Consider the following 13,099-nt stretch of genomic DNA (forward strand, 5'->3'; position numbering starts at 1 on the left):
CCTTATACGGCCATCAGGTCTTTTTCTTTCTGCGCCAGATTCGCGTCGATTTCAGCCACGTACTTTTTGGTCAGATCATCGACCTCACCAGTGGCGCGGCGCTCTTCGTCTTCGCTGATTTCTTTTTCCTTGACCAGATCCTTGAGCTGGCTGTTCGCGTCACGACGGATGTTGCGCACCGCAACACGGGCATCTTCAGCGACATCGCGAGCCTGCTTGGTGAAGCCCTTACGGGTTTCTTCGGTCAGGGCCGGCATGGAGATCAGCAGCAATTCACCCAGGTTGGTCGGGTTGAGGTTCAGACCCGCGCTACCGATGGCTTTGTCGACAGCACCCAGCATGTTGCGCTCAAAGGCAACGACTTGCAGGGTACGGGCGTCTTTGACGGTGATGTTCGCCACCTGCTTGATCGGAGTGTCGGAACCGTAATACGGCACCATCACGCCTTCCAGAATGCTTGGGTGCGCCTGGCCAGTACGAATACGGCCGAAGTTGTGCATCAGCGATTCGACGGATTTCTGCATACGCTCTTTAGCGTCTTTCTTGATTTCGTTGATCATTGTTGGCCTTCCTCGATCAGGGTCCCTTCAGCGCCGCCATGCACGATATTCAGCAGGGCGCCGGGCTTGTTCATGTTAAATACGCGCAACGGCATCTTGTGGTCGCGGCACAGGCAAATGGCGGTCAGATCCATCACACCCAGCTTGCGATCCAGCACTTCATCGTAAGTCAGATGATCGAACTTCTCGGCATGCGGGTCTTTGAATGGGTCAGCGGTGTAGACGCCATCGACCTTGGTCGCCTTGAGCACGACATCGGCATCGATTTCGATTGCACGCAAGCACGCCGCCGAATCCGTGGTGAAGAACGGATTGCCGGTACCGGCCGCGAAAATCACGACTTCCTTGGCGTTCAAGTGGCGCATGGCTTTGCGGCGATCATAGTGATCGGTTACGCCAACCATGGAAATGGCCGACATCACGATGGCCGAGATATTGGCACGTTCCAGCGCATCGCGCATGGCCAGGGCGTTCATCACAGTGGCCAGCATGCCCATGTGGTCGCCGGTGACCCGATCCATGCCGGCCGCGCTCAGCGCTGCACCGCGGAACAGGTTGCCGCCGCCGATCACCAGACCGACCTGAACACCGATGCCGACCAGTTGGCCGACTTCCAGCGCCATGCGATCCAGAACTTTCGGATCGATCCCGAACTCTTCCGAGCCCATCAGGGCCTCGCCGCTAAGCTTGAGTAGAATGCGTTTATAGCGAGCCTGATAACCACTGCCCTGCTGAGCCATTGCGAATCTCTCCTGCGGCGTATTTTAAAAATTCTTTGCGAGCTGTTTACAGCTGGCGTTCACTCTAACTTGGCGCTGCTTCAGCGCCATCGGAACATGGCTTTGTAAGCCAGTTCCAAAAGGAAACCAATTAAAAATTGGTGCCCCATCTGAAAAGAGGCTGCGCGCGTGAGCGGGCAGCCTCTTCAGGGCGACAGTTAAAAAACCGTCTTATTGCTTGGCGGCAGCCAGCTGGGCAGCAACTTCTTCAGCGAAGTTGTCGACCGGCTTCTCGATGCCGTCGCCTACTTTGAAGTAGGTGAAGGAAACGATTTCAGCACCGGCTTTCTTGGCCAGTTCGCCAACCTTGATTTCAGGGTTCTTGACGAACGCCTGCTCAACCAGGCTCGCTTCAGCCAGGAACTTGCTGATACGGCCTTTGACCATGTTTTCAACAATGTTTTCTGGCTTGCCGGCGATCTTGTCAGCGTTGAGGGTCAGGAACACGCCCTTCTCACGCTCGACCGCTTCAGCGGAAACTTCCGATGGCAGCAGGAATTCAGGGTTGGTCGCCGCTACGTGCATGGCGATGTCCTTGGCCAGCTCAACGCTGCCGCCTTTAAGGGCAACCACAACACCGATCTTGTTGCCGTGCAGGTAACCACCAACAACGCCACCTTCAACGCGAGCCAGGCGACGGATGTTGACGTTTTCGCCAACCTTGCCGACCAGAACCAGGCGATCGGCTTCTTGAGCGGCGATCAGAGGAGCAACGTCTGTCAGTTTGTCAGCGAACGCTTTTTCAACGCTGGAAGCGACAAATGCCTTGAAGTCGTCCTGCAGAGCCAGGAAGTCGGTCTGCGAGTTCACTTCCAGCAGAACGGCGGATTTACCGTCTTCCTTCAGAGCGATTGCGCCTTCAGCAGCCACGTTGCCTGCTTTTTTGGCAGCCTTGATGGCGCCCGAAGCACGCATGTCATCAATGGCTTTTTCGATGTCGCCGCCGGCCTTGGTCAAGGCCTTTTTGCAGTCCATCATGCCTTCGCCAGTACGCTCGCGCAGTTCTTTGACCAACGCTGCAGTAATCTCTGCCATTTCAAAATTCCTCTTGGATAGGTTTTCAACCATTCCACCCGATCGAACGGGCGATCAATTCTTCCCGAACCACCCTTGCTGGCTGCTGCAGGTTACAAAGGCTGTAACTGCGCTGCCGACAAACGGTTTTCGAGGTGGCAAAAAGGGGGCCAAGCCCCCTTTTTGCTTACTGAGTCAACGCCAAGGCGTCAATTACTCAGCTGCTGCTACCGGAGCTTCTTCAACGAACTGCTCGGTGCCGCCAGCAACGTGATTGCGACCGCGGATTACAGCGTCAGCCATCGAACCCATGTACAGCTGGATAGCGCGGATTGCGTCATCGTTGCCTGGGATGATGTAGTCAACGCCTTCCGGGCTGCTGTTGGTATCGACTACGCCGATAACCGGGATGCCCAGCTTGTTGGCTTCGGTGATCGCGATGCGCTCGTGATCAACGTCGATAACGAACAGAGCGTCTGGCAGACCGCCCATGTCCTTGATACCACCCAGGGAACGATCGAGCTTCTCAAGATCGCGAGTGCGCATCAGCGCTTCTTTCTTGGTCAGCTTGGCGAAAGTACCGTCTTCGGCTTGCACTTCAAGGTCACGCAGACGCTTGATGGAAGCACGGATGGTTTTGAAGTTGGTCAGCATGCCGCCCAACCAGCGGTGATCGACGTACGGCGAACCGCAACGTGCTGCTTCTTCAGCAACGATCTTGCCAGCGGAACGCTTGGTGCCGACGAACAGGATCTTGTTTTTGCCCTGGGCCAGACGCTCTACGAAAGTCAGAGCTTCGTTGAACATTGGCAGGGTTTTTTCAAGGTTGATGATGTGGATCTTGTTACGCGCGCCGAAAATGTACTTACCCATTTTCGGGTTCCAGTAACGGGTCTGGTGACCGAAGTGCACACCGGCCTTCAGCATATCGCGCATGTTGACTTGGGACATGATAGTTCCTTAATAAGTCGGGTTTGGCCTCCACGTATCCCAATGACCAACCAGCAGCATCAGCTGAAGGCACCCAGGTCATCGTGTCGACACGTGTGTGGATTTAGGCTTTTCAGGGGATCCCCGGAAAGCGGCGCATTTTATACCACAAGGCTGAAAAAAACGGAACCCGGATTGTTAAATCCTGGTGCGAGCCTTGGTTCCGTCCCTTGGAATCCTCCAAGAATGCTCCATTCTATAAGGAGAAGCGATGCACAGAGGCTCAGATTTGCGCTGCTCGTCTGTTAGAATCGCGTTTTTCAGGGCCGCGAAGATCGACCGCGCAACGCCCATTCCGTTTTAGAAGGCGCCATCGAGCGCAGAGAGAGCCTGTATGACCGTCACCCTCAAAACCCCAGAGGACATCGCAAAAATGCGCATCGCCGGCAAACTGGCCGCCGATGTGCTGGAAATGATTGCCGAACATGTCAAGCCGGGCATTACCACTGAAGAACTGGACCGCATCTGCCACGACTACATCGTCAACGAGCAGAAAGCCATCCCTGCCCCGCTCAACTACAAGGGCTTCCCGAAGTCGATCTGCACCTCGATCAACCACGTGGTCTGCCACGGCATTCCGAACGAGAAGGCCTTGAAGGATGGCGATACGCTGAACATCGACGTCACCGTCATCAAGGACGGCTACCACGGCGACACCAGCCGCATGTTCCATGTCGGCACGGTGCCGGTCTGGGCCGAGCGCCTGTCGCAAGTGACCCAGGAATGCATGTACAAGGCCATCGAAATCGTCAAACCCGGCTGCCGCCTGGGCGACATCGGTGAAATCATCCAGAAACACGCAGAGAAAAACGGTTTCTCGGTGGTTCGCGAGTTCTGCGGTCACGGCATCGGCAAGGTGTTCCACGAAGAGCCGCAGATCCTGCACTACGGCCGCGCGGGCACCGGCATGGAACTGAAGGCCGGCATGACCTTCACCATCGAGCCGATGATCAACCAGGGCAAAGCCGACACCAAGGTATTGGGCGACGGCTGGACCGCGATCACCAAGGACCGCAAGCTGTCGGCACAGTGGGAACACACCCTGCTGGTAACCGAAACCGGTTACGAGATTTTCACCCTGCGCGCCGACGACACCATCCCGCGCGTTTCGGCCTGATCCGGGCGCGCAGCTCCTCAGCCTTATAGACAGGAAAGCCAATCGATGCCGCAGGTGGATCCCGAACTCTTCGACCGTGGTCAGTTCCAGGCTGAACTGGCCCTGAAGGCAAGCCCGATCGCGGCCTTCAAGAAGGCGATTCGCCAGGCCCGCGAGGTGCTCGACGAGCGCTTTCGCAGCGGCCGCGACATTCGCCGGTTGATCGAGGATCGCGCCTGGTTCGTCGATAACATCCTGCAAAAGGCCTGGGAGCAGTTCAACTGGAGCGAAGACGCCGACATCGCGCTGGTCGCGGTCGGCGGCTACGGTCGCGGCGAGTTGCACCCTTATTCCGACATCGATTTGCTGATCCTGCTGGACAGCGCCGATCACGAAGTTTTCCGAGATTCCATCGAGCGTTTTCTGACGCTGTTGTGGGACATCGGCCTTGAAGTCGGTCAGAGCGTTCGCTCCGTGGACGAATGCGTCCAGGAGGCCCGCGCCGACCTGACGGTCGTCACCAACCTGATGGAAAGCCGCACCATCTGCGGCCCCGAGCGCTTGCGCCAGCGCATGCTGGACGTCACCAGCACCGCGCACATGTGGCCGAGCAAGGACTTCTTCCTGGCCAAACGCGCCGAGCAGAAGGCCCGTCACCACAAATACAACGACACCGAATACAACCTGGAACCCAACGTCAAAGGCTCTCCCGGCGGCCTACGGGATATTCAGACGATTCTGTGGGTGGCCCGTCGCGAGTACGGCACCCTGAACCTGCGGGCCCTGGCCGGCGAAGGTTTCCTGGTCGAGAGCGAAAACGCGCTGCTGGCCTCCTCCCAGGAATTTCTGTGGAAGGTTCGTTACGCCCTGCACATGCTCGCCGGCCGTTCCGAAGACCGCTTGCTGTTCGATCACCAGCGCACCATTGCCGGGCTGCTGGGCTTCAAAGGCGATGATGCCAAGCAAGCCATCGAAAACTTCATGCAGCAGTATTACCGGGTAGTCATGAGCATTGCCCAGCTCAGCGACCTGATCATCCAGCACTTCGAGGAAGTCATCCTCGCGCCGGAAGACCAAGCGCCGCCGCAGCCGATCAACTCGCGATTCCAGCTGCACGACGGTTACATCGAGGCGCGCAACGACAACGTGTTCCGCCGAACTCCGTTCGCCATGCTGGAAATCTTCGTACTGATGGCCCAGCAGCCGGAAATCAAAGGCGTGCGCGCCGACACCATTCGCCTGCTGCGAGAACACCGTCACCTGATCGACGACGATTTCCGCAACGACATCCGCAATACCAGCCTGTTTATCGAGCTGTTCAAGTGCAAGATCGGCATCCATCGCAATCTGCGACGGATGAACCGTTACGGCATCCTCGGACGCTACTTGCCGGAGTTTGGCTTCATCGTCGGGCAGATGCAGCACGACCTGTTCCACATCTATACGGTCGACGCTCACACCCTGAACCTGATCAAACACCTGCGTAAGTTGCAGTACACCCAGGTGTCGGAAAAATTCCCGCTGGCCAGCAAGCTCATGGGCAAACTACCCAAACCTGAGCTGATCTACCTTGCCGGTCTGTACCACGACATCGGCAAGGGTCGGCATGGTGATCACTCGGAAATCGGTGCCGTGGATGCCGAAGCCTTTTGCCAGCGCCACCAGTTGCCGGTGTGGGACAGTCGCCTGGTCGTCTGGCTGGTGCAGAACCATTTGGTGATGTCGACCACTGCCCAGCGCAAGGACTTGTCCGACCCGCAAGTCATTCACGATTTCGCGCAGATCGTCGGCGACGAAACTCACCTCGATTATCTGTACGTGCTGACCGTCGCCGACATCAACGCCACCAATCCGACGCTGTGGAACTCCTGGCGCGCCAGCCTGTTGCGCCAGCTCTACACCGAGACCAAGCGTGCCTTGCGCCGTGGCCTGGAGAACCCGGTGGACCGCGAAGAGCAGATTCGCCAGACCCAGAGCGCAGCACTGGACATTCTGGTGCGCGGCGGCACCGATCCGGACGACGTCGAGCAGCTGTGGTCGCAATTGGGCGATGACTACTTCCTGCGCCACACCGCTGGCGACGTGGCCTGGCACAGTGACGCGATCCTCCAGCAGCCGGCCGATGGCGGGCCGCTGGTGCTGATCAAGGAAACCACCCAGCGCGAGTTCGAAGGCGGCACCCAGATCTTCATCTATGCGCCGGATCAGCACGACTTCTTCGCCGTGACCGTGGCTGCAATGGACCAGCTCAACCTGAACATTCACGACGCCCGGGTTATCACCTCCAGCAGCCAGTTCACCCTCGACACCTACATCGTGCTCGACACCGATGGCGACTCGATCGGTGATAACCCGGCGCGGGTCAAACAGATTCGCGAGGGCCTGACCGAAGCCCTGCGCAACCCGGACGACTACCCGACCATCATTCAGCGTCGGGTACCGCGCCAACTCAAGCATTTCGCGTTTGCGCCACAGGTGACGATCCACAACGACGCCCAGCGTCCGGTGACCGTGCTGGAACTCAGCGCCCCCGACCGCCCAGGCCTGCTGGCACGCATCGGCACGATCTTCCTCGAGTTCGATCTGTCGTTGCAGAACGCCAAGATCGCCACCCTCGGCGAGCGCGTGGAAGACGTGTTCTTCATCACCGACGCGAACAACCAGCCGTTGTCCGACCCATTGCTGTGCAGCCGCTTGCAGGATGCAATCGTCGAACAGCTGACCGTCAGCAACGAACCCGATATCAAACTGTCGCGCATCAGCATCTGATTGCGCGTCAGGATTCAGCAGCTTTGAACGAGACCCCGTACCGATGAACAACGCTCTGACCCAGCTCCAGCCCTACCCGTTCGAGAAGCTCCGCGCCCTGCTCGGCAGCGTCACGCCAAACCCGGACAAGCGTGCCATTGCGCTGTCCATCGGCGAGCCGAAACACCGTTCGCCAAGCTTTGTCGCCGAAGCCCTGGCAAGCAATCTGGATAAGATGGCCGTGTACCCGACCACCCTCGGAATTCCGGCCCTGCGTGAAGCCATCGCCGCGTGGTGCGAACGTCGTTTCAGCGTTCCGAACGGCTGGCTCGACCCGGCGCGAAATGTGCTGCCGGTCAACGGCACTCGTGAAGCGCTGTTCGCCTTCACCCAGACCGTCGTCAACCGTGGCGACGATGCACTGGTGGTCAGCCCGAACCCGTTCTATCAGATCTACGAAGGCGCAGCGTTCCTCGCCGGTGCCAAGCCGCATTACCTGCCATGCCTGGACGAAAACGGCTTCAACCCGGATTTCGACGCCGTCTCACCGGACATCTGGAAACGCTGCCAGATCCTGTTCCTGTGCTCGCCAGGTAACCCGACCGGCGCCTTGATCCCGGTCGAAACCCTGAAGAAGCTGATCGCCCTGGCCGACGAATACGACTTCGTGATCGCCGCGGACGAGTGCTACAGCGAACTGTATTTCGACGAACAAACCCCGCCGGCCGGCCTGCTCAGCGCCTGTGTGGAACTGGGCCGCAAGGACTTCAAGCGTTGCGTGGTGTTTCACAGCCTGTCCAAGCGCTCCAACCTGCCAGGTCTGCGTTCAGGCTTCGTGGCCGGTGACGCGGACATTCTCAAAGGCTTCCTGCTCTATCGCACCTACCACGGCTGCGCGATGCCGGTTCAGACCCAACTGGCCAGTGTTGCCGCGTGGAATGACGAAGTGCACGTGCGCGCCAACCGTGCGCTGTATCGCGAGAAATACGATGCGGTGCTGGAGATCCTCAGCCCGGTGATGGACGTGCAGCGCCCGGATGGCGGTTTCTACTTGTGGCCGAATGTTGAAGGCGACGATGAGGCGTTCTGCCGTGATCTGTTTGTGGAAGAACACGTGACCGTGGTGCCGGGTTCTTATCTATCTCGTGAAGTTGATGGCTTCAATCCGGGCGCCGGACGCGTGCGCCTGGCACTGGTCGCGCCACTGGCCGAATGTGTGGAAGCGGCCAAGAGAATTCGCGAGTTTATTACCCGCAACAAGTAAATATCCCAGCCCGCACTGTGCAACGCAGTGCGGGCACTCTTATATAGCCAGTTACATTTCGTCCACAATTAAAGCTCACCACACTGCAAAGCTCCCCTTACTCTCATGCAGCACATAATTGTGTGCACTAATAAACCTTTACACCCACTTCATGGAAGAAGTAACGAATGAACTGCATTGAAAACTGTTCTCTTATCCAATGGCCTGATGATCAGCAATCCTACGATGCTGCCGTCAACGAAAACCCCGCAAACGCAAACTCCTCCAGCCGTACTCGCCGCAAGCGCTCGCTGATCAATTACTCAAAACTGTGGGCTAACGGACGGACGCTCAAAATCGCCTTTATCGACGGCCCCGATGATGAGCACAAACAGAAGATCATCGACGCTGCCAGCCAGTGGCTGCCTTACATCAATCTGAGGTTCGATTTTGTCGATGGACTTGAAGGTGACATCCGGATTGCGACAAAAAACAACGTCAACAGCTCAATGCTGGGCACCGATGCGCTGTTGATTCATCCGGACTGGCCGACCATGGATCTGGGGGTCAACCCTGAACATGAAGATTTCGCCGTGATCGTGACTCATGAGTTTGGACATGCCTTAGGCGCCATGCATGAACACCAACACCCTGAGGCTAATATTCCCTGGGATAAACCGAAAGTGTATGCGTTCTACCAGAATCGAGAAATGAATCCGCTGACCATAGAACAAGTCGATAGGAACCTGTTTCAGCCCTTCGATACAATCGAAGCGATTTATACGCCGTACGACAGAAAGTCGGTCATGCACCATCCAGTGGCGAACACCCTGACATTGGGTGATTGGGAAATCCCTATCAACCGAAAGATAAGTAAAAAAGATAAAAAACTGATGAAGTTGCTTTATCCAAAACGTTATCAATCAAGCTATCCATAGATTTTAGTGAGCATGGCTAGACTATTTAACTAGCCCAAGATTGGCCTCACTCAAATCCAGTTCACCCAACACTTCTCGTAACACGTCATCACCAATCTGGTGATGACGACTGAGCTTATATAACTCCAGACGCTGCGCTCGCAGCGCCTTCAACCAGAGACGCCGCGCCAGCAAACCCATCTGAAACGCCAGCGCCTGGGCTTCAACCAAATCATTGAACACTTCCAGTTGATGACGATACTCGGACATGATCCGCACCTTCAGTTCGGCGGCCAACGCAGTTTGGGCGGCGGACGATGTGCATAAAGCGCGTTTTCCAGGCAATCGACAGCATTGAAGCGCCATATTAGCCGCTTAGACTGCGGGCGAGCCGTTACACCAATGTCGCACGCAACAGATGATCGGCATGACCTACAGACAAACCCGACCACGACCGACGCGAAACCGTCTGGTCATGGCATAATCCGTCACCATTAATTTCCAGCACCTGCAAAGGGGGCAATTCCTTGACCGTTTCAAGCAAAACGTTGCACCTTTTCGGCATCAAAGCCTGCGACACCATGAAAAAGGCGCGCACCTGGCTCGATGAACACGCTGTCAGCTATAACTTCCATGATTACAAAGCGGCCGGAATCGACCGTGAACACCTGACCCAATGGTGCGACGAGCACGGCTGGCAAGTGGTGTTGAACCGTGCAGGCACGACCTTTCGCAAGCTCGACGACGAACGCAAAGCCGATCTCGACCAGCCGAAAGCCATCGAACTGATGCTCGCACAACCCTCGATGATCAAGCGCCCGGTGCTTGATCTCGGTGACCGAACCCTGATTGGCTTCAAGCCAGATATCTACGCGGCAGCGCTCAAGTAAGGCAGCCCGTTCCATTTTTTAGAGGTATCAACATGTCCACTACCCTGTTCAGCCTGGCCTTTGGTGTCGGCACTCAAAACCGTCAAGGTGCATGGCTGGAAGTGTTTTACGCGCAGCCACTGCTCAACCCGTCGGCCGAACTGGTCGCTGCCATCGCGCCGGTTCTGGGCTACACCGAAGGCAATCAGGCCATCGCGTTCACTACCGCTCAGGCGTCGCAACTGGCTGAAGCGCTGAAAAGCGTCGACGCTGCCCAGGCTGCCTTGCTGACCCGTCTGGCCGAGAGCCACAAGCCGCTGGTCGCGACCATTCTGGCCGAGGACGCTCAGCTGACCTCCACCCCTGAGGCTTACCTCAAGCTGCACCTGCTGTCCCATCGTCTGGTCAAGCCGCACGGCCTGAACCTGGCCGGTGTGTTCCCGCTGCTGCCGAACGTGGCATGGACCAGCCAGGGCGCAATCGACCTGGCCGAACTGGCCGAACATCAACTGGAAGCCCGTCTGCGTGGCGAGTTGCTGGAAGTGTTCTCGGTGGACAAATTCCCGAAAATGACTGACTACGTGGTTCCGGCCGGCGTGCGTATCGCTGACGCGGCACGTATTCGTCTGGGCGCTTACGTCGGCGAAGGCACCACCGTGATGCACGAAGGTTTCGTCAACTTCAACGCCGGCACCGAAGGCCCGGGCATGATCGAAGGTCGCGTTTCCGCTGGTGTATTCGTCGGCAAGGGTTCGGACCTGGGCGGCGGTTGCTCGACCATGGGCACCCTGTCGGGTGGCGGCAACATCGTGATCAAGGTCGGCGAAGGCTGCCTGATCGGCGCGAACGCCGGTATTGGCATTCCGTTGGGCGACCGCAACACCGTTGAGTCGGGCCTGTACGTGACCGCTGGTACCAAAGTGGCGCTGCTGGACGAAAACAACGCACTGGTCAAAGTCGTGAAGGCCCGTGAACTGGCCGGTCAACCTGACCTGCTGTTCCGCCGCAATTCGGAAACCGGCGCGGTGGAATGCAAAACCCACAAATCGGCGATCGAACTGAACGAAGCGCTGCACGCTCACAACTAAGCAGAGCGTCGAACGATCACCTGACCTGTAGGAGCGAAGCTTGCTCGCGAAGCTTTTGGCGCCAGTGATGACGCCTTCGCGAGCAAGCTTCGCTCCTACAAGGTCAAGGTCAGGCGTACATCCGCCCATGTTTACCAGGGCCGAACAACATGATGATTCCCTCTCCCTGGCGCGCCGATTTTCCGGCCATCGCCGCATTGCAACGGCAAGACCAGACGTATCTGGACAACGCCGCCACCACGCAAAAACCTCAAGCCCTGCTGGATGCCCTGGCGCACTACTACGCCAACGGCGCGGCGAACGTGCATCGGGCGCAACACTTGCCCGGCGCCCACGCCACCCAGGCGTTCGAGGCCAGCCGCAGCAAAGTCGCCCACTGGCTCAATGCCGGCGATTGCGGGCAGATCATCTTTACCCACGGCGCAACGTCTGCGCTGAACCTCCTGGCTTACGGCCTGGAACATCTATTCAATCCGGGCGATGAAGTTGTCATCAGCGCCCTGGAGCATCACGCCAACCTGTTGCCATGGCAGCAACTGGCCCATCGTTGCGACCTGAAGCTGGTGATCCTGCCACTGGACGCCGACGGTTTGATTGACCTTGATGCTGCCGCGCAGCTCATCGGTCCTCGAACCCGCTTGCTGGCGGTCAGTCAGCTGTCCAACGTACTCGGCGCCTGGCAGCCGTTGCCCGCCCTCTTGACGATGGCCAAGGCGCATAACGCGCTGACCGTGGTCGATGGCGCCCAAGGCGTGGTTCATGGCCGGCACGACGTGCAGGCGCTGGGCTGCGACTTCTATGTGTTTTCCAGCCACAAGCTCTACGGCCCCGATGGTCTGGGCGTGCTGTTCGGTCGCAATGAAGCGCTTGAGCAACTGCGCCACTGGCAATTCGGCGGCGAAATGGTGCTGGATGCGGATTACCACAGCGCACGGTTCCGCCCGGCGCCACTGGGTTTCGAGGCGGGTACGCCGCCGATTGCCGGTGTGATTGGTTTGGGGGCGACGCTGGATTATCTGGCGGGGCTCGATCAGGACGCGGTTTGCGCCCATGAAGCAGCGCTGCATGACTATTTGCTCAAAGGCCTTGAAGCACGGAACGGCATTCGGCTGTTGGGCAAGCCGCAACTGGCGCTGGCCAGTTTTGTCGTCGAGGGTGTGCATAACTCTGATTTGGCGCATTTGCTGACCGAACAGGGGATCGCGGTGCGCGCCGGTCATCACTGCGCCATGCCGTTGCTCAAGCGTTTTGAGCTGGCTGGGGCCATCCGGGTGTCGTTGGCGCTGTACAACGATTCCGAAGATTTGGAACGGTTCTTTGAAGCGCTGGATCAGGCGCTGGAGCTGTTGCGATGAACTTGCCTGCCGATGCCGCTACGGCGCTGGAGACTTTTCAGAAGGCTGCCGGTTGGGAACAACGGGCGCGGCTGTTGATGCAATGGGGCGACCGTCTGCCCGCTTTGAGCGATGTGGATAAAGTCGACGCCAACCGCGTGCATGGCTGTGAAAGCCAGGTGTGGTTGGTGGGTGCGTTAGAGGATGGTCACTGGCAGTTTGCCGCGAGCAGCGATGCACGGTTGATTCGCGGGTTGGTGGCGTTGCTGCTGTCGCGGGTTAACGGGTTGTCAGCGGTTGAGTTGCAGCAGGTGGATTTGCCGGAGTGGTTTGATCAGCTTGGACTGAGTCGTCAGCTCTCCCCGTCGCGCAGCAATGGCCTCAACGCCGTGTTACAGCGAATGAATGAGTTGGCTGGTTAACCGCCTTCGCGAGCAAGCCCGCTCCCACATTTGATTTGA

12 protein-coding genes and 1 pseudogene are annotated in these 13,099 nt (G+C 58.0%); 8 read left to right on the plus strand and 5 right to left on the minus strand.

The features are described from left to right. Positions 1-2: 2 nt before the first annotated feature. The 4 genes from frr to rpsB all read right to left on the minus strand — a co-directional run bounded on the left by frr (position 3) and on the right by rpsB (position 3,304). Positions 3-560, minus strand: a complete 558-nt coding sequence (gene frr / locus CKW16_RS09055; protein ID WP_095128100.1) for a ribosome recycling factor — start codon at positions 558-560, stop codon at positions 3-5. Continuing rightward, positions 557-1,300, minus strand: coding sequence for a UMP kinase (pyrH, locus tag CKW16_RS09060; RefSeq protein WP_003172271.1), 744 nt, complete (start codon positions 1,298-1,300; stop codon positions 557-559). The genes frr and pyrH overlap by 4 nt, the downstream gene beginning before the upstream one ends. A 210-nt stretch (positions 1,301-1,510) precedes the next feature. After that, on the minus strand, positions 1,511-2,374 hold the full coding sequence (tsf, locus tag CKW16_RS09065; RefSeq protein WP_095128101.1) for a translation elongation factor Ts: 864 nt from the start codon (positions 2,372-2,374) through the stop codon (positions 1,511-1,513). 192 nt (positions 2,375-2,566) lie between these two features. Beyond that, positions 2,567-3,304, minus strand: a complete 738-nt coding sequence (gene rpsB / locus CKW16_RS09070) for a 30S ribosomal protein S2 (RefSeq protein WP_003219330.1) — start codon at positions 3,302-3,304, stop codon at positions 2,567-2,569. Positions 3,305-3,677: 373 nt separating this feature from the next. Here rpsB and map point away from each other — a divergent pair, with 373 nt between their 5' ends. The 4 genes from map (at position 3,678) to CKW16_RS09090 (ending at position 9,368) form a co-directional block, all read left to right on the plus strand. Next, positions 3,678-4,460, plus strand: a complete 783-nt coding sequence (map, locus tag CKW16_RS09075) for a type I methionyl aminopeptidase (protein ID WP_046046303.1) — start codon at positions 3,678-3,680, stop codon at positions 4,458-4,460. Positions 4,461-4,505: 45 nt separating this feature from the next. Beyond that, positions 4,506-7,208 (plus strand): [protein-PII] uridylyltransferase, encoded by a 2,703-nt coding sequence (locus CKW16_RS09080; RefSeq protein ID WP_095128102.1) that lies wholly within the window; start codon positions 4,506-4,508, stop codon positions 7,206-7,208. A 43-nt stretch (positions 7,209-7,251) separates the two neighbouring features. Beyond that, a complete protein-coding gene (gene dapC / locus CKW16_RS09085) occupies positions 7,252-8,451 on the plus strand; it encodes a succinyldiaminopimelate transaminase (RefSeq protein WP_095128103.1) in 1,200 nt (399 codons plus the stop codon). A 167-nt stretch (positions 8,452-8,618) separates the two neighbouring features. Next, positions 8,619-9,368, plus strand: coding sequence for a M12 family metallopeptidase (locus CKW16_RS09090; RefSeq protein ID WP_095128104.1), 750 nt, complete (start codon positions 8,619-8,621; stop codon positions 9,366-9,368). Between the two features lie 21 nt (positions 9,369-9,389). Here the strand turns inward: CKW16_RS09090 and CKW16_RS09095 are convergent. After that, positions 9,390-9,659, minus strand: a pseudogene (locus CKW16_RS09095) (Na+/H+ antiporter); the annotation flags it as partial. A 215-nt stretch (positions 9,660-9,874) separates the two neighbouring features. On the opposite strand from CKW16_RS09095, the gene CKW16_RS09100 reads away from it, so the two are divergent. The 4 genes from CKW16_RS09100 (at position 9,875) to CKW16_RS09115 (ending at position 13,060) form a co-directional block, all read left to right on the plus strand. Then, positions 9,875-10,237: an ArsC family reductase gene (locus CKW16_RS09100; protein ID WP_149629936.1), complete on the plus strand. Its 363-nt coding sequence runs from the start codon at positions 9,875-9,877 to the stop codon at positions 10,235-10,237. 32 nt (positions 10,238-10,269) lie between these two features. After that, positions 10,270-11,304 carry a 2,3,4,5-tetrahydropyridine-2,6-dicarboxylate N-succinyltransferase gene (gene dapD / locus CKW16_RS09105; protein ID WP_095128106.1) on the plus strand — a complete coding sequence of 345 codons (1,035 nt, stop codon included), beginning with the start codon at positions 10,270-10,272 and terminating at the stop codon, positions 11,302-11,304. A 149-nt stretch (positions 11,305-11,453) separates the two neighbouring features. Continuing rightward, a complete protein-coding gene (locus tag CKW16_RS09110) occupies positions 11,454-12,659 on the plus strand; it encodes an aminotransferase class V-fold PLP-dependent enzyme (RefSeq protein WP_095128107.1) in 1,206 nt (401 codons plus the stop codon). Beyond that, positions 12,656-13,060, plus strand: a complete 405-nt coding sequence (locus CKW16_RS09115) for a SufE family protein (protein ID WP_095128108.1) — start codon at positions 12,656-12,658, stop codon at positions 13,058-13,060. Before CKW16_RS09110 ends, CKW16_RS09115 begins: the two co-directional genes overlap by 4 nt. The last annotated feature ends 39 nt before the right edge of the window (positions 13,061-13,099 follow it).

Source organism: Pseudomonas sp. Irchel s3h14 (assembly GCF_900187425.1).
In the GTDB taxonomy this organism is placed as follows: domain Bacteria; phylum Pseudomonadota; class Gammaproteobacteria; order Pseudomonadales; family Pseudomonadaceae; genus Aquipseudomonas.